Source organism: Pseudomonas sp. S5D5, from assembly GCF_003013355.1.
GTDB lineage: Bacteria > Pseudomonadota > Gammaproteobacteria > Pseudomonadales > Pseudomonadaceae > Aquipseudomonas > Aquipseudomonas aylmerensis.
In genome coordinates this window covers 6458894-6480498 of sequence record NZ_PTEO01000001.1, presented here as the reverse complement: position 1 = coordinate 6480498, position 21605 = coordinate 6458894, and the positions used below count along the sequence as shown (strand labels likewise).

16 protein-coding genes are annotated in these 21605 nt (G+C 62.6%); 14 read left to right on the top strand and 2 right to left on the bottom strand.

Features of this window, described 5'->3' with window-relative positions:
* Positions 1–260 precede the first annotated feature (260 nt).
* Complete coding sequence (locus C9990_RS29585) at positions 261–695, bottom strand: YkgJ family cysteine cluster protein (RefSeq protein WP_017529542.1); 435 nt, start codon at positions 693–695, stop codon at positions 261–263.
* Positions 696–932: 237 nt separating this feature from the next.
* On the opposite strand from C9990_RS29585, the gene C9990_RS29580 reads away from it, so the two are divergent.
* From C9990_RS29580 to C9990_RS29550, 6 genes are all read left to right on the top strand, one after another.
* Entirely contained in the window at positions 933–3383 is a 2451-nt protein-coding gene (locus C9990_RS29580; RefSeq protein WP_106805396.1) for a glycogen/starch/alpha-glucan phosphorylase, read from the top strand.
* Positions 3384–3583: 200 nt separating this feature from the next.
* Positions 3584–7108: a DUF2339 domain-containing protein gene (locus C9990_RS29570; protein WP_106805394.1), complete on the top strand. Its 3525-nt coding sequence runs from the start codon at positions 3584–3586 to the stop codon at positions 7106–7108.
* Entirely contained in the window at positions 7108–8460 is a 1353-nt protein-coding gene (locus C9990_RS29565) for a DUF3999 domain-containing protein (protein ID WP_106805728.1), read from the top strand. The genes C9990_RS29570 and C9990_RS29565 overlap by 1 nt, the downstream gene beginning before the upstream one ends.
* A 109-nt stretch (positions 8461–8569) precedes the next feature.
* Positions 8570–9580 carry a class 1 fructose-bisphosphatase gene (locus tag C9990_RS29560; RefSeq protein WP_065899834.1) on the top strand — a complete coding sequence of 337 codons (1011 nt, stop codon included), beginning with the start codon at positions 8570–8572 and terminating at the stop codon, positions 9578–9580.
* Positions 9581–9756: 176 nt separating this feature from the next.
* Positions 9757–10011, top strand: coding sequence for a hypothetical protein (locus C9990_RS29555; RefSeq protein ID WP_017849914.1), 255 nt, complete (start codon positions 9757–9759; stop codon positions 10009–10011).
* Positions 10012–10041: 30 nt separating this feature from the next.
* Positions 10042–10611: a lipocalin family protein gene (locus C9990_RS29550; protein ID WP_106805393.1), complete on the top strand. Its 570-nt coding sequence runs from the start codon at positions 10042–10044 to the stop codon at positions 10609–10611.
* Positions 10612–10678: 67 nt separating this feature from the next.
* Here C9990_RS29550 and C9990_RS29545 read toward each other — a convergent pair whose 3' ends face one another.
* Positions 10679–12043, bottom strand: coding sequence for a formimidoylglutamate deiminase (locus C9990_RS29545; RefSeq protein ID WP_106805727.1), 1365 nt, complete (start codon positions 12041–12043; stop codon positions 10679–10681).
* Positions 12044–12190: 147 nt separating this feature from the next.
* On the opposite strand from C9990_RS29545, the gene hutC reads away from it, so the two are divergent.
* The 8 genes from hutC (at position 12191) to hutH (ending at position 21587) form a co-directional block, all read left to right on the top strand.
* Entirely contained in the window at positions 12191–12901 is a 711-nt protein-coding gene (gene hutC, locus C9990_RS29540) for a histidine utilization repressor (RefSeq protein ID WP_017738808.1), read from the top strand.
* The gene (locus C9990_RS29535) at positions 12898–13458 is read left to right on the top strand and encodes a HutD family protein (protein WP_106805392.1); all 561 of its coding nucleotides are present in this window, start codon (positions 12898–12900) and stop codon (positions 13456–13458) included. The genes hutC and C9990_RS29535 overlap by 4 nt, the downstream gene beginning before the upstream one ends.
* Before the next feature lie 403 nt (positions 13459–13861).
* The gene (hutU, locus tag C9990_RS29530) at positions 13862–15547 is read left to right on the top strand and encodes a urocanate hydratase (protein ID WP_226940009.1); all 1686 of its coding nucleotides are present in this window, start codon (positions 13862–13864) and stop codon (positions 15545–15547) included.
* Between the two features lie 144 nt (positions 15548–15691).
* Complete coding sequence (locus C9990_RS29525; RefSeq protein WP_106805391.1) at positions 15692–17152, top strand: cytosine permease; 1461 nt, start codon at positions 15692–15694, stop codon at positions 17150–17152.
* Positions 17153–17221: 69 nt separating this feature from the next.
* Positions 17222–18187 (top strand): ABC transporter substrate-binding protein, encoded by a 966-nt coding sequence (locus C9990_RS29520; RefSeq protein ID WP_065899842.1) that lies wholly within the window; start codon positions 17222–17224, stop codon positions 18185–18187.
* A 71-nt stretch (positions 18188–18258) separates the two neighbouring features.
* Complete coding sequence (locus C9990_RS29515; RefSeq protein WP_012721776.1) at positions 18259–19110, top strand: proline/glycine betaine ABC transporter permease; 852 nt, start codon at positions 18259–18261, stop codon at positions 19108–19110.
* The gene (locus tag C9990_RS29510; protein WP_065899844.1) at positions 19107–19931 is read left to right on the top strand and encodes a glycine betaine/L-proline ABC transporter ATP-binding protein; all 825 of its coding nucleotides are present in this window, start codon (positions 19107–19109) and stop codon (positions 19929–19931) included. The genes C9990_RS29515 and C9990_RS29510 overlap by 4 nt, the downstream gene beginning before the upstream one ends.
* 132 nt (positions 19932–20063) lie before the next feature.
* Positions 20064–21587 carry a histidine ammonia-lyase gene (hutH, locus tag C9990_RS29505; RefSeq protein ID WP_106805390.1) on the top strand — a complete coding sequence of 508 codons (1524 nt, stop codon included), beginning with the start codon at positions 20064–20066 and terminating at the stop codon, positions 21585–21587.
* The last annotated feature ends 18 nt before the right edge of the window (positions 21588–21605 follow it).

Here is a 21605-nt window from a genome sequence, read left to right as displayed (position 1 = left end):
TATTGGGGGGTGTCGGCTTTTGTGGCGAGCGGGCTTGTTGTGGCGAGCGGGCTTGCCCCGCGTTGGGCTGCGAAGCGGCCCCAAACCCAAACACCTCGGTTTGCCTGAAACAACGTACCTATCCCAGGAGGGGCCGCTGCGCAGCCCAACGCGGGGCAAGCCCGCTCGCCACAACAAGCCCGCCCATCACAAGAGGCTCGTTCATCACAGCGAGCTCGTTCATCAGAGCAGGCCCGCTTGCCAAAGGGGTGGGTTTGGGATCAGAACTTGTCGAGGGTCTTGAACTTGGTTTCGCGCACCACTTCCTTCGGCTTGTACGCGCAATACCCTGGGCGCGGGCCGATCTTGGGGTGGTTGCGGCAGGTGTCCGGGCGCTTGTCATAAATAGTGCAGAAACGCGTCTTACGATCCAGGTACAGGCAATCGTTATTGCTCATGCGCTGCAGGGTGAATATTTCCGACTTGGAATTGAAGCGCTCGACGATGCCTTCCTTCTGCAAACGCTTGGCGATGTTCTTCGGCGGGTCGCCGCGCTCGAACTCATCGACGATGCCAATGCGGATCAGGTCCTTGATCTTCACCTCGACCGGCAGCGTGCAGCAGCTGGACACGCAGCCACCGCACATGTGGGCGGAATATTTCTGCCAGGTCTCGAGACGGTCGAGTTCCGCGGCGGCGATCAGTTGAGGCTTCATCAGGGTTCCAAGGTGGGGCGATATCCGGGCGCGCGATCATACCGGGATTGGTGATTTTTTGAACAATATTTTGCAGATTTCATCTCCAACGGTGCGCCAGAGGAAAGCAGGCACGGCCCCTGCATCTAATTCCCGCAAAGGTGAATGAGTTAAAAAACTGCCGAACCAGAGCGTCTACCGTCTGTCAGACCGTCTAGGCTCTAGCAACTCCTTCTATCTCGCCCGAGGTCGCATTTGATGTCTCAGGAACCACTTGCACGAGAAGCAGAGGTAGCCGCATTTCGCGATGCCGTCTTGACCAAACTCACCTACGCGGTGGGCAAGGACCCGGATCACGCCTTCGACCATGACTGGTTCGAAGCCATTGCCCTGGCCGCCCGCGACCAGATGGTCGACCACTGGATGGACCACACGCGGCGGATCTACCGCAAGGGCCAGAAGCGGGTGTATTACCTCTCGCTGGAATTCCTTATCGGCCGCTTGCTCTACGACAGCCTGAGCAACCTTGGCGTGCTGGAAATTGCGCGCGAAGCCCTGTCCGAGCTGGGCGTGGACCTGGAGCGCATCCGCCTGCTGGAGCCCGACGCGGCGCTCGGCAACGGCGGTCTGGGCCGTCTCGCGGCCTGCTTCATGGAGAGCATGTCGACCCTGGGCATTGCCGGCCATGGCTATGGCATCCGCTATGAACACGGCCTGTTCCGCCAGGCGATTGTCGATGGCTGGCAGCAGGAGCAAACCGAACGCTGGCTGGATTTCGGCAACCCGTGGGAATTCGAACGCGCCGAAGTGATTTACCCGATCGGCTTTGGCGGCAGCGTCGAAACCCTGGCGGACGCTTCCGGCAAGATGATCCAGGTGTGGTCGCCCAACGAAACCGTGCGCGCCGTTGCCTACGACACCCCGGTGGTCGGCTGGCGCGGCGCCAGTGTGAATACCCTGCGGTTGTGGCGTGCGCGGGCGGTGGAAGACCTGCACCTGGAGCGCTTCAACGCCGGTGACCACCTGGGCGCGGTGGCCGAAGTGGCCCGCGCCGAAAGCATCTCGCGCGTGCTTTACCCGGCCGACAGCACCGAAGCGGGGCAGGAATTGCGCCTGCGCCAGGAATATTTCTTCGTCTCGGCCTCGCTGCAGGACCTGCTGCGCCGCCACAAGAACATGCACGGCTCGGTGCTGAGCCTGGGCGAGCACGCGGCGATCCAGCTCAACGACACCCACCCGTCCATCGCCGTCGCCGAGTTGATGCGCCAGTTGGTCGACCTGCACGACATTCCATGGGAAGCCGCCTGGGATGTCACCGTCGAAACCTTGTCGTACACCAACCACACGCTGCTGCCCGAGGCGCTGGAAACCTGGCCGGTCGGCCTGATGGAACGCATGCTGCCGCGGCACATGCAGATCATCTACCTGATCAACGCCCAGCACATCGACTCGCTGCGCGCCAAAGGCATCCACGATTTCGACGTGCTGCGCGCGGTGTCGCTGATCGAAGAAGACAACGGCCGCCGCGTGCGCATGGGTAACCTCGCGTTCCTCGGCTCCCACAGTGTCAACGGCGTGTCCGGTTTGCACACCCAGTTGATGCGCAGCACGGTGTTTTCCGAATTGCACAAGCTCTACCCGGAGCGCATCAACAACAAAACCAACGGCATCACCTTCCGCCGCTGGCTGTACCAGGCCAACCCCAAGCTCACCTCGATGCTGGTGGAGGCGCTGGGCCCGGACATTCTCGACAAGCCCGAAGAGCGCCTGGTGGAGCTTGAGCCCTTTGCCGATAAGCAGACCTTTCGCAAGGCGTTTGCCGAGCAACGGCTGCACAGCAAGCGGGCATTGGCCGACATCATTCATGAGCGGTTGGGAATCGCCATCAATCCGGCGGCGATGTTCGACGTGCAGGTCAAGCGCATCCACGAGTACAAGCGCCAACTGCTGAACCTGTTGCACACCGTGGCGCTGTACCAGGCGATCCGTGCCGAACCTGGCACCGACTGGGTGCCGCGCGTGAAGATCTTCGCGGGCAAGGCGGCGGCCAGTTATCACCAGGCCAAGTTGATCATCAAGCTGACCAACGACATTGCGCGCACCGTCAACAATGACCCGACCGTGCGCGGTCTGCTCAAGGTGGTGTTCCTGCCCAACTACAACGTCAGCCTGGCGGAAAGCATCATCCCGGCGGCGGACTTGTCGGAGCAGATTTCCACCGCCGGCTTTGAAGCCTCGGGCACCAGTAACATGAAGTTTGGCCTCAACGGCGCGCTGACCATCGGCACCATGGACGGCGCCAACGTGGAAATGCACGAGCGCGTGGGCGCCGAGCACATGTTTATCTTCGGCCTCAGTGCGCAGCAGGTGGAAGCCCGCAAGCACGCGGGTGAGTTCAACGCCGGGCCGGAGATTGCCGCATCGCATCGGCTCAACGATGTACTGCAGGCGATTCGCGGTGGGGTGTTCTCGCCGGATGACCCGGGCCGTTATGTCGGCCTGATCGACGGGCTGGTGGACTACGACCGCTTCCTGGTGTGTGCCGACTTCGATTCCTACTGGGACGCCCAGGCGCGGGTCGAAGCGCATTGGCACGACTCCAAGGCATGGTGGCGTTCGGCAGTTCTGAATACGGCGCGGATGGGTTGGTTCAGCTCGGACCGGACCATCAGGGAGTACGCGACCGAGATCTGGAAAGCACTCGACTAAACATCGCTGACCTGAACATGTGTGCGGGTTTATGTGGGCGCTGACTTGACTGCGATAGCATCACCTCGGTGTGACTGATACGCCGAGGTGTCTGCATCGCGGGCAAGCCCGGCGCCCACATAAGCGTGCTTCCACATGGGGTCTGCGTCGATATACTAGGCGCCAGTTCGCCCGCCTCGGGCTGCTTAGGGATATCGACCATGCAATGGATTTTCATGCTGATTGGCCTGGTGCTCGGCTGGACGCTCGATGAGTCGTTCACCGACGCCGGTTTCGGTGCGCTGTTGGGGTTGGGCGTGGGACAGGCGATTCGCCTGGCGAAGCTCTCGGCCCAGGCGGATCAGCAGGCACGTCAGTTGGAAACCACGCAGAAAGCGCTGATCGCGCTGGGTGAGCGCCTGCGGCAATTGGAAGTGCCCACGCCGGCCAGCCCTGTGAGTGTCGAACCGCTTATCCCCGAGCCGACGCCTGTCACCCAGGCTCCTGAGCTTGTGTGGGAGTTGCCGGCAGAAGCAGAAATAGCCCCCGCCGCTGCGGCTGTCGAAGCCAGCCAGCCGCTGCCGGATGACGTGTGGACCCCCGCGCCCACGCCGCGCGCCCAGGAACCTGCAATCCCTCGCGGGCCCAACCTGATCGAACGCGCGATCAGCGGCGCACGCAATTGGCTGTTTGGCGGCAATACCGTGCTGCGTGTCGGCGTAGTGCTGTTGTTTCTCGGCCTGGCGTTCCTGCTGCGCTACGCCACCGAAGGCATGGTCGTGCCGATCGAACTGCGTTACGCCGGCGTTGCCGCTGCCGCATTGGGCCTGCTGGGCCTGGGTTGGTGGCTGCGGCTGCGCAACAGCAACTACGGACTGATGCTGCAGGGTACCGGCATTGCGGTGCTGTACCTGACGGTGTTTGCCGCGATGCGCCTGCACCCCTTGATCGACCCGAGCGCGGCGCTGGGGCTGTTGGTGGCGGTTACGGTGTTCTCGGCGATCCTGGCGATTACCCAGGATGCACTGGGGCTGGCCTGTGCGGCGGCGCTGGGCGGCTTTGCGGCGCCAATCCTCACCTCAACCGGTGCCGGCAACCATGTGGCGCTGTTCAGTTATTTCGCCCTGCTCAACGCCGGCATCCTCGCCATCGCGTGGTTCAAGGCCTGGCGCCTGCTCAACCTGATCGGTTTTGTCGGCACCTTTGGCATCGGCTTCGCCTGGGGCATGCGCTCCTACACGCCCGAATTGCTGTGGAGCACCGAGCCGTTCCTGATCCTGTTTTTCCTGATGTACCTGGCCATCGGCCTGTTGTTCGCCCGGCGCACATTGCTGGAAATGCGTGACGCGCCCGACGATGACAGCCGGGCCGCACTGCTGCGTTGGTCGCTGGCCAAGGGGCACTATGTCGACGGCAGTATGCTGTTTGGCCCGCCGCTGGTGGGGTTCGGCCTGCAGTTCGCACTGGTGCAGCACCTGGAGTTTGCCGCTGCGTTCAGCGCGTTGGGCCTGGGGATCATCTACATGGGCCTGGCTCGCCTGTTGGGTGGCGGGCGCGCGTTGCTGCTGGCGGAAACCTGCCTGGCACTGGGGGTGATCTTTGCCAGCCTGGCCATTCCGTTGGGTCTCGACGCGCGTTGGACCGCCGCCGCCTGGGCGGTCGAAGGCGCCGGGATCTTCTGGCTCGGCTTGCGTCAGGAGCGGCCATTGGCGCGTGCCTTCGGCTTGTTGCTGCAAGTGGGTTCGGCGTTGGCATTCCTCAGTGAGCTGCGCATCGGCGAGCACACCTTGCTCGACGGCGCCCCGCTGGGGGCGCTGCTGCTCGGCGCGGCGTTGCTGTTCAGCTTCGACCAGTTGCGCAAGGCCTCGGCGCAGCAGGCCTCAGCGTGGGAGCGCAAAGGGCTGCCCGTGCTGGCTAGCCTGGGCCTGGGCTTTTTGTACCTGCTTGCACCGTTCTTTTTGCTGACCCAAGGCACCGCGATCAGTTGGGCAATCGCCGGTCTGGTGACGCTGTTCGTCGGCCTGCGCATCGGCTCGCGCACCTTTCTGTTCACGGCATTCGCGGTGCAGTTGCTCGGCGGTGCTGTGTTCCTGCTGCGCTTGCAAGGCGGTGACGGCGCGGCGGCCTTCAATGCGGGCTGGAGTGGTTTGCTGACCGCCTCGCTGATCGGCCTGGCCTTGATCGGCGGCATGCTGCTGGCGGCCCGCGATGACAGCGTGCGCGGCGACGTGCGCTTGCTGCGCGGGCTGTCGGTGGTGCTGCTGGCCGGCTTGGTGCTGATCAACCTCGCGGTGCTGTTCGTGTTGCCGTGGGAAAGCGCCAGCGCGGTGTGGGCGGCCAGTGGCGTGTTGATCATCTGGCTGAGCCTGCACTTGCAGCAGCGCGTCAGTTTCGTCTTTGGCCTGCTGTTGCAGGTAATCGGAGGCAGCGCGTTCCTGCTGGCGGTGCCGCAACTGCTGGGGCCGTTGACCAGCGAGGGCTTGCGGCCGCTGGCCCACAGCGGGTTCTGGACACCGATGGTGCTGGGCCTGGCTGCCCTGGTCGGCGCATGGCGTTTGCAACGTGAGCCGCATGCGCCGGTGTTTGCTGTGCTGAAGCTGCAGCGTCTGTCCGACCTGCTGTTGGTGTGGGGCGCGGCCTGGTGGACGCTGGCGTTGGTCGGTGAAGTGCTGCGGTTTCTTCCTGACGAGCTGCAGGGCCCGGCCTTGCTCGGCATCGCGGCGCTGAGCGTGGCGATCTGGGCGCTGCTGGCGGCGCGGCTGCACTGGGCGTCGCTCGGTGTGCTATGCGCCTTGCTGATGCCGGCGGCGGGCGTGGTGCTGCTGGTCTCGGCGCACAACTACTATCACCCGGCGGCGCACTACGGCTGGCTGGCTTGGCTGGCGGTGTTCGTGGTGCACTTCATCGCGTTGCGGCGTCTGGCGGCGAGTGTGCCGGCCAGGGTGCTGAGCGTGGCCCATGTGCTGGGCTGCTGGATGCTGATCGGCGTGCTGGCGCTGGAGCTGCGTTACGGCCTGTTGCGGCTCTCGAGTGAATACAACGCCTGGCGCTGGCTGGGCTGGGCGATGCTGCCCAGCCTGTATCTGGTGCTGGCCGCCGCGCCGCGCACCTGGCCATGGCCAGTGGCGGCGTACCCGCGTGAGTACCGCGTGCTGGCCGCCTTGCCGCTGGCAGTGCTGATGCTCGGCTGGTTCTGGCTGGCGAACAGCTTTAGTGACGGCACGGCCAACCCTTTGCCCTATGTGCCTTTGCTCAACCCGTTGGACCTGGGCCTGCTGTTTGCGCTGCTGGGTGTGTACCTGTGGTCGCGCAGCGTGGCGCCGCAACGTGGGCCGCGTGCCGAGTTGATCGCCCAAGGTGTCGCGGGCGTTTCGCTGTTTACTTTCTTCACCGCGTTGGTGATGCGCACGGCCCACCATTGGGGCGGCGTGCCGTTCCATCTGGATGCGTTGCTGGCGTCGATGCTGGTACAGGCCGGCCTGTCGATCGTCTGGACCCTCATCGCCCTCGGGTTGATGATCGGTGGCCACCTGCGCCATCGTCGTGAAGTGTGGTTGATCGGGGCGGTGTTGATTGCGGTAGTGGTCGCCAAACTGTTCTTTGTCGAACTGAGCAACCGCGGCGGCCTGGCGCGGATTGTGTCGTTCATCGGCGTGGGCGGGCTGTTGCTGGTGGTGGGCTACTTTGCGCCGCTGCCGCCCAAGCGTGCCGAACCTGTATTGGAAACTGAAGGAGCAGCCTCTTGATCGGTAAGTTGAGCATGATTGCGGTGGGCTTGTGTACGACGTTGGCCGTGTGGGCGCAGGAAACCCCGGCCGATTTCACCACCCAGGTACCGCTGGCGGTGAGTGGCAACGGCCCTTGGTATCGCCTGGAGTTGCCGCTCGCCGTGCAGTTGGCCGCGCGCCAGGCTGACCTGAGCGATGTGCGCGTGTTCAACGCCGCCGGCGAGCCGCAAGCCTATGCGCTGTCGCGCCAGGCCTCCGAGCGCACCGAAAGCCGCAACATCACTGACGTGAAGTGGTTCCCGCTGTACGCCTCCGATACCCGTGACGCTTCGCCTGGCGTGACGATGAAAGCCACTACGGCGGGCACGCTGGTGGAAATCAAACCCTCGAGCGGCGCGAAGCCCGGAAAGCAGGTATTGCGCGGCTGGGTGCTGGATGCCAGCGCGATCAAGGCGCCATTGCAGCAGTTGAGCCTCGACTGGAGCCGCGAGCACGAGGGCTTCCAGCGCTTCAGCATCGAAGCCAGCGATGACTTGCAGCACTGGGAATCCTGGGGCGATGGGCAGGTGGCACGCTTGTCGTTTGCCGATGAGCGAGTCGAGCAGCATGACGTCAGCTTGCCAGGGCAGTCGGCACGCTACCTGCGCCTGATGTGGCAAGGCCAGGCGGCGCCGCGCCTGACCTCGGCCAAGCTGGTGAGTGCATCGAGCAGCAGTCTGCCGCTGCCGTTGGTGTGGTCGCAGCCGTTGGCGGGGTCGCGGCTCAAGGCGGGGGAGTACAGCTGGCAGTTGCCGGTGGGGCTGAATGTCGAGCGCTTGCGGGTTGAATTGAAGCAGCCCAACACCTTGGCGCCGGTGACCTTGGCAGGGCGGCGGGACAGCCAGCAGGCCTGGCAACCGTTGAGCAATGGCTTGCTGTACCGCCTGACCCAGAACGGCCAGGACGTGGTGCAGGATGAGCTGCGTTTGCCTGGCCAGGTGGTCAACCAGTTGAAATTGCAGGTGGACGAGCGCGGCGGTGGCCTGGGCGTTGAAGCACCTGCCCTGCGTTTTGCCGTGCGCGCCACGCAGTTGGTTTTCCTGGCGCGGGGTGAGCCGCCGTTCACGCTGGCGTTGGGCAATGCCTCGGTGAAAGCGGCGAGCCTGCCGCTGTCGACGCTGATTCCCGATTACAGCGCCGCGCGCGTCAAGGCGCTGGGGCAGGCCACGTTGTCGACGGAGGTGGTGGTCAAATCGCCGGCCGTGGTGGCGCCGACCGAGGCCGGCACCGACTGGAAGAAGCTCGGCCTGTGGGCCGTACTCCTGCTGGGTGTGGCGGCGCTGGGAGGCATGGCCTACAGTTTGCTGCGCAAGCCGCCGGTGGCACGTTAAATAAAGTCCATGAACTCTATTGGGTTTAAATCCTCTGATAGGAGGAAATACGCCCCGACTCGCGTTAAACTGCGCGGGTTTTTAGCCCCCCCATTCTCCGGAGCCTTCCATGTCCCGCGTTACCTTGAGTCGCTATTTGATTGAGCAGACCCGCAGCAACAACACGCCTGCCGATCTGCGCTTCCTTATCGAAGTGGTGGCGCGTGCTTGCAAGGAAATCAGCCACGCCGTCTCCAAAGGCGCACTGGGTGGTGTCCTGGGCAGCATGGGCACTGAAAACGTGCAGGGCGAAGTACAGAAGAAGCTCGACGTACTTTCCAACGAGATCCTGCTCGAAGCCAACGAATGGGGCGGTCACCTGGCCGGCATGGCGTCCGAAGAAATGGACAATGCCTACCAGATTCCGGGCAAATACCCGAAAGGCGCCTACCTGTTGGTATTCGACCCGCTGGACGGTTCGTCGAACATCGACATCAACGCGCCGGTCGGCACCATCTTCTCGGTACTGCGTTGCCCGAACGAATACCTGAGCCAGAACGAAGCCCTGAACGAAAAGGCCTTCCTGCAGCCAGGCACCGAGCAGGTCGCTGCCGGCTACGCGATCTACGGCCCGCAGACCATGCTGGTGCTGACCCTGGGCGACGGCGTCAAGGGCTTCACCCTGGACCGTGAAATGGGCAGCTTCGTACTGACCCACGAAGACATCTCGATCCCTGCCTCGACCCAGGAATTCGCGATCAACATGTCCAACCAGCGTCACTGGGAAGCCCCGGTACAGCGCTACGTCAACGAACTGATGGAGGGCGAGGAAGGCCCGTTGAAGAAGAACTTCAACATGCGCTGGGTGGCTGCGATGGTCGCTGACGTACACCGTATCCTGACCCGCGGTGGCCTGTTTATGTACCCACGCGACAGCCGCGAGCCATCCAAGCCAGGCAAGCTGCGCCTGATGTACGAAGCCAACCCGATGTCGTTCCTGGTAGAGCAGGCGGGCGGTGCGTCCACCGACGGCCACCAGCGCATCCTCGACATCCAGCCTGAAGGCCTGCACCAGCGTGTGGCGGTGTTCCTGGGTTCCAAGGAAGAAGTTGAGCGTGTGACGGCCTATCACAAGGCATAACCCACGGCGATAGTTTATCGGCCGTGTTGTGAGCCGGTTCACCGTTAAAGAAGCCCCGAAACGTTTCAGCGTTTTCGGGGCTTTTTTGTTTTCGTTCGTCGGGAACCAGACACCTCTTTTCCCTTCTAAGCTTCTGGCAGATACCCAAGCTGCTTCGTCCCTCCAGGAGTTTTTCCATGTCGTTACGCCGTCTCGCTTTGCTGGCTTTTTGCGTGCTGTTGGCCGCTTGCAGCAAGGTCAACCAGGAAAATTACGCAAAGTTGTCGGCTGGCATGGCCAAGGCCGAGGTGGAGTCGCTGCTGGGTAAGCCGACCGATTGTTCTGGCGCACTGGGCATGTCCAGCTGCACGTGGGGCGATAAAAACAGCTTTATCAGCGTTCAATATGCCGGTGACAAAGTTCTGATGTTTTCCGGGCAAGGCCTGAAGTAAACCGGGGCGAGAGCCTGCGGGAGAAGAAGAATGATGCGTTTTGTTTTGTGCCTTTGTGCCAGCCTGTTTTTGGCGGGCTGCGCCAGTCATTCTGGCGATGATCTGCAACCCAAGACCGCGAGCAACGTCAATCTCAAGCGTTACCAGGGCACCTGGTATGAGTTGGCCCGATTGCCGATGTACTTCCAGCGCAACTGCGCGCAGTCCGAAGCCCGCTACACACTGCTGCCCGATGGCGATATGTCGGTGTTCAACCGCTGCCTGACCAGCGAGTGGAAGTGGGAAGAAGCCAAAGGCACGGCCACGCCGCAAGTGCCGGGCAAGACCGACAAGCTCTGGGTTGAATTCAATAACTGGTTTACCGCGCTGCTGCCCGGCGTCGCCAAGGGCGACTACTGGGTGCTGTACGTCAGCGATGACTACAAGACCGCCATCGTAGGCAGCCCGAGCCGGCGCTACATGTGGATCCTGTCGCGCACGCCGACGGTGAATGCCGACACTCGCGAAGATCTGCTCAGCAGGGCGCGGCAACAGGGGTATGACACCACACGGTTGATCTGGCGTACGTCGGACAAGCAGATGGCCAAGACCTCGCAGTAACTGAGGGAACCCTCAATCCAATAGGGGAGCTGGCTTGCCAGCTCCCCTATTTTTTTTGTGTCGCCCGTCAGCCGAGCAAATCCCTCAAGACTTGCGTGAATGCCCGGCTGCTTTCTTCCTCGCCAGCATGGCGCCCATCCCGTACTACCCACTTACCGTTGACCAGCACATCGCGCACTTGCCGATCACCACCGGCGAACAGCCAGCGATTCAGGATCCCGTCTTCACTCGCCGTGGCCAGGTACGGATCATTGCCGTCCAGCACGATCCAGTCCGCGCGCTTACCCACTTCCAGTCGACCAATCGGCTGCCCCAACGCCTGTGCGCCACCGTCCAGCGCGGCATCGAACAGTGTGCGGCCGACCATCGGCTGATCGCTGCGATACAAGCGATTGCGCCGTTGGTCGCGCAGGCGCTGGCCGTATTCCAGCCAGCGCAATTCTTCGACCACGCTCAGTGAGACGTGGCTGTCGGAGCCGATCCCAATGCGGCCGCCCTGCGCCAGAAAGTCCACGGCCGGAAAGATCCCGTCGCCCAGGTTGGCTTCGGTGGTCAGGCACAAACCGGCAATCGCGCGGCTCTTGGCCATGCGGGCCACTTCGTCGGCGTCCGCGTGAGTGGCGTGCACCAGGCACCAGCGCTCATCCACCTCGACATTGTCATACAGCCATTGCAGCGGCCGTTTGCCGCTCCAGGCCAGGCAATCGTCGACTTCCTTTTGCTGCTCGGCAATGTGGATATGCACCGGGCAAGCTTTGTCGCTGGCGGCCAGCACGTCATTGATTTGTTGCGGGGTCACCGCGCGCAGGGAGTGAAAGCACAACCCCAGCTGCTGCGCCGGTTGCGCGGCGAGGATCGGTTTCAGGCGCGCTTGCAGGTCCAGGTAGTTTTCCGTGCTGTTGATAAACCGGCGCTGGCCGTCATTGGGTGCCTGGCCGCCAAATCCCGAGTGGGTGTAGAGCACCGGCACCAATGTCAGCCCGATGCCGCTGCTGGCGGCCGCCTGGCTGATCTGCCGCGACAGCTCCGTGCGGTCAGCATAGGGCTGGCCACTGACGTCATGGTGCACGTAGTGGAACTCAGCCACCGAGGTGTAGCCGGCCTTGAGCATCTCGATGTACAGCTGTCGGGCGATGACCTGCAATTGCTCCGGGTTGATCTTGCCAACCATGCGGTACATCAGGTCGCGCCAGGTCCAGAAGCTGTCATTCGGGTTGCCGGTGACTTCCGCCAGCCCCGCCATGGCGCGCTGGAACGCGTGGGAGTGCAGGTTCGGCATGCCCGCCACTACCGGGCCCCTGAGCCGTTCGGCGCCGTCTGCACTGGCGTTGGGCTCAACGTGGGTCAGCAGGCCATCGGCGCTGACTTCAAAGCGTACATCGTTGGCCCATCCATTAGGCAGCAGTGCGCGTTCGGCAAAGAAAGCGGACATGATCATGTCACCCCGGTCGTGTGTTTATTTGTATATACATATACAGACGTTTGCCTGCTCGGTAAACTCCGGCAATCTATGCATCTTTTCCTCTTGCAAGGATTCCCTGTGCCGACTCCGCCCGCCAAGTCTTCACTGGCTGCCCACATGGACGAAAGTCCGGCGCCCTTGTACGCTCGCGTCAAACAGATGATCAGCCAGCAGATCCTCAACGGCAACTGGCCGCCCCATTACCGCGTGCCGTCGGAGAGCGAGCTGGTCAGCCAGCTGGGCTTCAGCCGCATGACCATCAACCGCGCCCTGCGCGAGCTGACCGCCGAAGGTTTGTTGGTGCGCATGCAAGGTGTCGGCACGTTCGTCGCCGAACCCAAGAGCCAGTCGGCGCTGTTCGAGGTGCACAACATCGCCGATGAAATCGCCTCCCGTGGGCATCGGCATACTTGCCAGGTCATTCACCTTGGTGAAGAAGCGGCCGGCTCCGAACGCGCCGTAGCGCTGGAAATGCGCGAAGGCGGACGGGTGTTCCATTCGCTGATCGTGCACTTTGAAAACGACATTCCGGTGCAAATCGAAGACCGTTTCGTCAACGCCCTGGTCGCGCCGGAGTACCTGCAGCAGGACTTCACCCAGCAAACTCCCTACGCCTATCTGAACCAGGTCGCACCGTTGACCGAAGGCGAGCACGTGGTCGAGGCGATTCTCGCCGACGCCGCCGAGTGCAAGTTGCTGCAGATCGAGCCGAGCGAGCCCTGCCTGTTGATTCGCCGACGCACCTGGTCGGGTCGCCAGCCGGTGACCGCCGCGCGTTTGATCCACCCCGGTTCCCGTCATAGCCTGGAAGGACGTTTCAGTAAATGAGTGCAGTGAAAGTCTGGCGCGCCGCCGATTACGTGCGCATGCCGTGGAAAAACGGCGGTGGCAGCACCGAAGAAATCACCCGTGACGCCGGTACCGGCCTGGATGGCTTTGGCTGGCGCCTGTCGATTGCCGATATCGCCGAGTCGGGTGGGTTTTCCACCTTTGCCGGTTATCAGCGCGTAATCACCGTGATCAAGGGCGCCGGCATGGTGCTTACCGTGGATGGCGAGGAACAGCTGGGCCTGTTGCCGCTGCAACCCTTTGCGTTCAAGGGCGACAGCCACGTGTCATGCCGCTTGATCACGGGGCCGATCCGCGATTTCAACCTGATCTACTCGCCCCAGCGCTACCACGCACGCTTGCAGTGGATTGACGGCGTGCAGCGCTTTTTCAGCACGGCGCACACGGTGCTGGTGTTCAGCGTGGCGGATGAAGTGAAGGTGCTGGACCACGTGCTCGGCCATCACGACTGCCTGCAAGTGGACGGTAACACTGGCCTGCTGGATATCTCGGTCAGCGGCCGCAGTTGCATCATCGAACTGACTCAACACGATTAAAAAAACGGTGGGAGCAGGCTTGCCTGCGATAGCGGTGTATCAGCATGGGGTGTGCTGATCGACACACTGCTATCGCGGGCAAGCCTGCTCCCACAGTTGTTTTGTGGTGAGCAGAAAACTGTTTCCAGCCTGCGCACCAATTTGTTACCGAATGCCCCAGCGTGGCGCAAAACCACGCATTGGTGACGAACCCCTCCCGTAGCGAAACTCCTTCGTAAGAAATTTCATCAAGCCTCGAAGCCTTATTTTCCAAGGCTCGCACACGCTTTGGAAAAAAATCCAAACGACTCGCGCAAAAAGTTGGCCGCTTGATTGCATATGCTTGTATGTACAAGTAAAGATGTGTGCGTAAGACTCTCCTTCGCACCATCCATGTTCGCGCATCATGCCGAGGAGTCCAGCCGTGACCGATTTTTCTAAAGCCAGGCCTACAAAATACCGTGACGTCGAAATCCGCGCGGCCCGCGGTAACAAGCTCACCGCCAAAAGCTGGCTGACTGAAGCGCCGCTGCGCATGTTGATGAACAACCTCGACCCGCAAGTGGCCGAGAACCCGAAGGAGCTGGTGGTGTACGGCGGTATTGGCCGTGCGGCGCGCAATTGGGAGTGCTACGACCAGATCGTCGAGAGCCTCACTCACCTGAACGACGACGAAACCCTGCTGGTGCAATCCGGCAAGCCGGTCGGCGTGTTCAAGACCCACAGCAACGCTCCGCGCGTGCTGATCGCCAACTCCAACCTGGTGCCGCACTGGGCCAGCTGGGAACACTTCAACGAACTGGATGCCAAGGGCCTGGCCATGTACGGCCAGATGACCGCCGGCAGCTGGATCTACATCGGTAGCCAAGGCATCGTGCAGGGCACCTACGAAACCTTCGTTGAAGCCGGCCGCCAGCACTACGATTCCAACCTCAAGGGCCGCTGGGTCCTCACCGCCGGCCTCGGTGGCATGGGCGGCGCCCAGCCGTTGGCCGCGACCCTGGCGGGTGCATGCTCGCTGAACATCGAGTGCCAGCAGGTCAGCATCGACTTCCGCCTGAACAGCCGTTATGTCGACGAACAAGCTACCGACCTCGACGACGCCTTGGCGCGTATCGCCAAGTACACCAAGGAAGGCAAGGCCATCTCCATCGCCCTGCTGGGTAACGCGGCGGAAATCCTGCCGGAACTGGTCAAGCGCGGCGTACGCCCGGACATGGTCACCGACCAGACCAGCGCCCACGACCCGCTCAATGGCTACCTGCCGGCCGGCTGGAGCTGGGACGAATACCGCGCCCGCGCCAAGACTGAGCCAGCCGCCGTGATCAAGGCCGCCAAACAGTCGATGGCCGTGCACGTCAAGGCGATGCTGGAATTCCAGAAGCAAGGCATCCCGACCTTCGACTACGGCAACAACATCCGCCAGATGGCCCAGGAAGAAGGCGTCGAGAACGCGTTCGACTTCCCAGGTTTCGTACCGGCGTACATCCGCCCACTGTTCTGCCGTGGCATCGGCCCGTTCCGTTGGGCAGCACTGTCCGGCGACCCGCAAGACATCTACAAGACCGACGCCAAAGTCAAAGAGCTGATCCCGGACGACGCGCACCTGCACAACTGGCTGGACATGGCGCGCGAGCGCATCAGCTTCCAGGGTCTGCCGGCGCGTATCTGCTGGGTTGGCCTGGGCCAGCGCGCCAAGCTCGGCCTGGCGTTCAACGAAATGGTACGCAGCGGTGAGCTGTCGGCACCTATCGTGATCGGCCGCGACCACCTCGACTCCGGCTCGGTCGCAAGCCCCAACCGCGAAACCGAAGCCATGCAGGACGGTTCCGACGCCGTGTCCGACTGGCCGCTGCTCAACGCCCTGCTCAACACCGCGAGCGGCGCGACCTGGGTCTCGTTGCACCACGGCGGCGGCGTGGGCATGGGCTTCTCGCAGCACTCCGGCATGGTGATCGTCTGCGACGGTACCGACGAAGCGGCCGAGCGCATCGCGCGCGTGCTGCACAACGACCCGGCCACCGGTGTGATGCGTCACGCGGATGCCGGCTACCAGATCGCGATCGACTGCGCCAAGGAGCAGGGGCTCAACCTCCCGATGATCAAGTAACCCATGTGGGAGCTGGCTTGCCTGCGATGCGGGCGACTCGGTCTATCAGTAGAACCGAGGGGATGCCATCGCAGGCAAGCCAGCTCCCACAGAAAAGCGGTTTTACCCAGGCTTTATGAACAATCCATCAGAGGTTGAACACACATGGCTGCAAATGACGTACGTGCAAGCACCACCCCGTTGATCGAAAGGCGTTCGATCGACTACATCCCGGAAGCGGAAAGACACGGTCGTCTATTGAGTCAGTTCACCCTGTGGCTGGGTGCCAACCTGCAGATCACTGCCATCGTCACCGGGGCCCTGGCCGTGGTGCTCGGCGGTGATGTGTTCTGGTCGTTGATCGGTTTGTTGATCGGGCAACTGCTGGGCGGCGGCGTCATGGCGTTGCATGCTGCGCAAGGCCCGCAACTGGGCTTGCCGCAAATGATCTCCAGCCGCGTGCAGTTCGGCGTGTATGGCGCCGTGATCCCGTTGGTGCTGGTGTGCCTGATGTATGTCGGCTTTTCGGCCAGCGGTTCATTGCTGGCGGGGCAGGCGGTAGCGCAGTTGCTGCACGTCGAAGACTGGGTCGGCATCGTGCTGTTTGCCGGGTTGATCATGGTGTTCACCGTCTTCGGCTACCGCGTCATCCACGGCATCGGTCGCGTGGCCAGTGTGTTGGGGGTGGTGGCCTTCATCTACCTGTTCTACAAGCTGCTGGCGGGCAACGACGTGGGTGCCCTGCTGGGCAACAAACATTTTTCCCTCAGCAGTTTCCTCTTGGCAATTTCGCTGTCGGCCTCCTGGCAGATCGCTTTTGGCCCGTATGTGGCGGACTACTCGCGCTACTTGCCGCGTAGCACGTCGGCATCGAAAACCTTCTGGGCCGTGGGCCTGGGTTCAGTGATCGGGGCGCAGGCGTCGATGGTGTTCGGTGTGTTCGCGGCGGCCCTGGCCGGCTCGCAATTCGCCCATCATGAGGTGTCATTTATCGTCGGCCTGGGCGGCACCGGGATTGTCGCGGCGCTGCTGTATTTCAGCATCGCCTTCGGCAAGGTCACGGTGACCACCCTCAATGCCTACGGCAGCTTCATGTCCATCGCGACGATCATCAGCGGCTTTCGTGGCAGCCGGCACATCTCGAGTGCGGTGCGCCTGCTGTACATCTTCCTGATGGTATCGATTGCCGCCGTGCTGGCGTTGCTGGGCAAGGACTCGTTCCTCAAGGACTTCTCCGCGTTCATCCTGTTCCTGCTCGCATTCTTCACGCCGTGGAGCGCGATCAACCTGGTGGATTTCTACTGCATCACCAAGGAACGCTACGACATTCCGGCGCTGTCCAACCCCAATGGTCGTTATGGCCGCTGGAACCTGATGGGCATCGGCATCTACGTGTTCGGCGTGCTGATCCAGATGCCGTTCATCTCCACGCATTTCTATACCGGCCCACTGGTCGCCAGCCTTGGCGACACCGATATCTCCTGGATCATCGGCCTGGCGGTGCCTGCTGCGCTGTATTACTGGGCTGCGAAAAAGTGGCACAGCGCGATTCCTGAACACCTGATCCTGCCGATAGAGCAGGGCGCTGCACCGACGACGACAAACGGGCTGGCCGCACAAGCCTGATGGGACGTGGACAGGGCAGGATGCCTACTGACTGCCGTAATCCATTTCAAGATTGGGAGCGTCACAACAATGAAAATGCATAAAACCCTGTTGGCCACTCTGTTCTCTGCAGGCTTGCTGGCCACTGCCGGCGCCCAGGCGGCCGGTTGGTGCGAGTCCGGCAAACCGGTGAAATTCGCCGGCCTGAACTGGGAAAGCGGCATGTTGCTTACCGACATCCTGCAGACCGTGCTGGAAAAAGGCTACGACTGCAAAACCGACAGCCTGCCGGGCAACTCCATCACCATGGAAAACGCCCTGAGCAGCAACGACATCCAGGTCTTCGCCGAAGAATGGGTAGGCCGCAGTGAAGTGTGGAACAAGGCCGAGAAGGCCGGCAAAGTCGTCGGCGTCGGCGCCCCTGTGGTGGGCGCTGTCGAGGGCTGGTACGTGCCGCGCTACGTGATCGAAGGCGACGCCAAGCGCAAGCTCGAACCCAAGGCGCCGGACCTGAAAAACATCGCTGACCTGGCCAAGTACGCCTCGGTGTTCAAGGACCAGGAAGAGCCGTCCAAGGGCCGTTTCTACAACTGCCCGGCCGGCTGGACCTGCGAGCTGGACAACAGCGAAATGCTCAAGAGCTACGGCCTGGAAAGCACCTACACCAACTTCCGTCCAGGCACCGGCCCGGCGCTGGATGCGGCCGTGCTGTCGAGCTACAAGCGTGGCGAGCCGATCCTGTTCTACTACTGGTCGCCAACGCCGCTGATGGGCCAGGTCGACCTGGTCAAGCTTGAAGAAAAACCCGGCGTCGATAAAAGCGTGAGCATCAAGGTCGGCTTGTCCAAGACCTTCCACGAGCAGGCGCCGGAACTGGTGGCCGTGCTGGAAAAGGTCAACCTGCCGATCGACCTGCTGAACCAGAACCTGGGTCGCATGGCCAAGGAGCGAATTGAGTCGCCAAAACTGGCGAAAATTTTCCTCAAGGAACATCCTGAAGTCTGGCACGCCTGGGTGAGCGACGACGCAGCCAAGAAAATCGACGCGGCCTTGTAGGTCAAGTGTGCCCGGCTACCCTCAGGGGTGGCTGGGCGCCTGGCCACAACCCACTGGATCGAGAGCACGATATGTTTCCTGAGAGTTTTACGTTTTCCATTGCCGACTGGGTCAACGGTTGGGTGGATTCACTGGTCACCAACTACGGTGATGTGTTCCGGCACATCTCCGACACCCTGCTATGGGCCATCGTCAACCTGGAAGGGTTGCTGCGTGCGGCGCCCTGGTGGCTGATGCTGGCCATCGTCGGCGCAGTTGCCTGGCACGCCACCCGCAAGGTGGTGACCACGGCGGTGATCGTCGGCCTGCTGTTCCTGGTGGGTGCGGTCGGCCTGTGGGACAAGCTGATGCAGACGCTGGCGCTGATGATGGTCGCCACGGTGATCTCGGTGCTGATCGGCATCCCGCTGGGCATCCTGTCGGCGCGCAGCAATCGCCTGCGCTCGGTACTGATGCCGTTGCTCGACATCATGCAAACCATGCCCAGCTTCGTGTACCTGATCCCGGTGCTGATGCTGTTCGGCCTGGGCAAGGTCCCGGCGATCTTCGCCACGGTGATCTACGCCGCACCGCCGTTGATCCGCCTCACCGACCTGGGCATTCGCCAGGTCGACGGCGAAGTCATGGAAGCGATCAACGCCTTCGGTGCCAACCGTTGGCAACAACTGTTCGGCGTGCAACTGCCGCTGGCCCTGCCGAGCATCATGGCCGGGATCAACCAGACCACCATGATGGCGTTGTCGATGGTGGTGATCGCCTCGATGATCGGCGCCCGTGGGCTGGGTGAGGACGTCCTCGTCGGCATCCAGACCCTCAACGTCGGCCGGGGCCTCGAAGCCGGGCTGGCGATCGTGATTCTCGCAGTGGTCATCGACCGCATTACCCAGGCCTATGGTCGTCCACGGCATGAGGCGAGCAAATGACTACTGTCAGCAAAATCGAAGTCAAAAACGTCTTCAAGATCTTCGGCGCCCGTTCCAAGGATGCGCTGTCGCTGATCGGCCAAGGCAAGAGCAAAGACCAGGTCCTGGCCGAAACCGGTTGCGTGGTCGGCGTGAACGACTTGTCCCTGAGCATCGGCACCGGTGAGATCTTCGTGATCATGGGCCTGTCGGGTTCCGGCAAGTCCACGTTGGTGCGCCACTTCAATCGCCTGATCGACCCCACCAGCGGCGCGATCCTGGTCGACGGCGAAGACATCCTGCAACTGGACATGGAAGCGCTGCGTCAATTCCGTCGGCACAAGATCAGCATGGTGTTCCAGAGCTTCGGCCTGCTGCCCCACAAGAGTGTGCTGGACAACGTCGCCTACGGCCTCAAGGTGCGTGGCGAAACCAAGCAGGTCTGCGCCGAACGTGCGCTGCACTGGATCGAAACCGTGGGCCTCAAGGGCTACGAAAACAAATACCCGCACCAGCTCTCCGGCGGCATGCGCCAGCGCGTCGGCCTGGCCCGTGCGCTGGCGGCCGACACCGACATCATCCTGATGGACGAAGCCTTCAGCGCCCTCGACCCGCTGATCCGCGCCGAAATGCAGGACCAGTTGCTCGAGCTGCAAAAGACCCTGCACAAGACCATCGTGTTCATCACCCACGATCTCGATGAGGCCGTGCGCATCGGCAACCGCATTGCGATCCTCAAGGACGGCAAGCTGATCCAGGTCGGCACCCCGCGCGAGATCCTGCATTCGCCGGCGGATGAGTACGTGGACCGGTTTGTCCAGCGGCGGGCGGCGGTGGTGTAGCTGATCATTCCCACGCTCTGCGTGGGAATGCATCCCGTGACGCTCTGCGTCACCTCTAACAGCGGGACGCAGAGCGTCCCAGGTGGCATTCCCACGCAGAGCGTGGGAACGATAAACATGAAGAGGTCAACGATGTCCCAGGCTGCAAAAATCATCATCGCCGACGCCCCCTTGCGCTGGCAGGACGTCGTCGCCGTCGCTCGCCATGGCGCGGTCCTCGAACTCTCGGGCCAGGCCTGGGCGCGGATCGACAATGCCCAGGCCATCGTGCAGCGCATCGTCACCAGCGGCGAGCGCGCCTATGGCGTGAACACCGGCTTGGGCGCGCTGTGCAACGTGTCCCTCAAGGGCGAGCAACTCAGCCAGCTGTCGCGCAATACCCTGCTGAGCCACGCCTGTGGCGTCGGCCCGGTGCTGAGCGACGAGCAGACCCGCGCGATTATCTGCGCGGCCGTCATCAACTACAGCCACGGCAAATCCGGCCTGCATCCGCAGGTGGTGCATTCGCTGCTGGCGCTGCTCAACCACGGCATCACGCCGCAAGTGCCGTCCCAGGGTTCGGTGGGTTACCTGACCCATATGGCCCATGTCGGCGTGGCCTTGCTCGGTGTCGGCACTGTGAGCTACCGGGGCCGGATCGTCGCGGCGCAACAGGCCCTCAGCGAAGAAGGTTTGCAGCCGGTGGTGCTTGGCGCCAAGGACGGCCTGTGCCTGGTCAACGGCACACCGTGCATGACCGGGCTGAGCTGCCTGGCCCTGGCCGATGCGCATCACTTGCTGCAGTGGGCCGACGTGATCGGTGCCATGAGTTTTGAAGCCCAGCGCGGCCAGATCGATGCCTTCGATGCAGAAATCATCGCGCTCAAGCGGCACCCGGGCATGCAGCATGTCGGCATCAACCTGCGTGCGCTGCTCGACGGCAGTGAAGTGATTGCCAGCAGCAAAGGCATCCGCACCCAGGACGCGCTGAGCATCCGCTCGATCCCGCAGATCCACGGCGCGGCGCGCGACCAGGTGGAGCACGCGACCCGCCAGATCGAAACCGAACTCAACAGCGCCACCGACAACCCGCTGGTGCTCGGTACCCCGGACAATTACCGCGTAGTGTCCCAGGCCAACCCGCACGGGCAGTCCGTGGCACTGGCCGCCGACATGCTGGCGATCGCCATGGCCGAAATCGGCTCGGTGGCCGAGCGCCGCCTGGACCGCCTGATCAACCCGCACGTCAGCGGCCTGCCGGCATTCCTGGTCAGCAACCCCGGGGTCAACTCCGGGATGATGATCGTGCAGTACGTCGCCGCCTCGCTGTGCGGGCAGAACCGCCAGCTGGCGCAACCGGCGGTGCTCGACAACTTCGTCACCTCGGGCCTGCAGGAAGACCACTTGAGCATGGGCACCAACGCCGCGCTGAAGCTGCACCAGGTGCTGGCCAACGTTACGCAGATCCTCGCGATCGAGTACCTGCTGGCGGCCCAGGCCTTCGAATTCCTCAAGGAGCAGCGCTTCGGCGCGGGCACCGACAGCGCCTGGCGCCTGCTGCGTGAAGTGGTGCCGGCCTATGAGCAGGACCGCTGGCTGGCACCGGACATTGCGGCCGCCGCTGCATTGCTTCAGGACACGGCCCTGCTGCACCAGACAATTCCCCATTTGCACTGAAAATAATTCAAAAGGAGC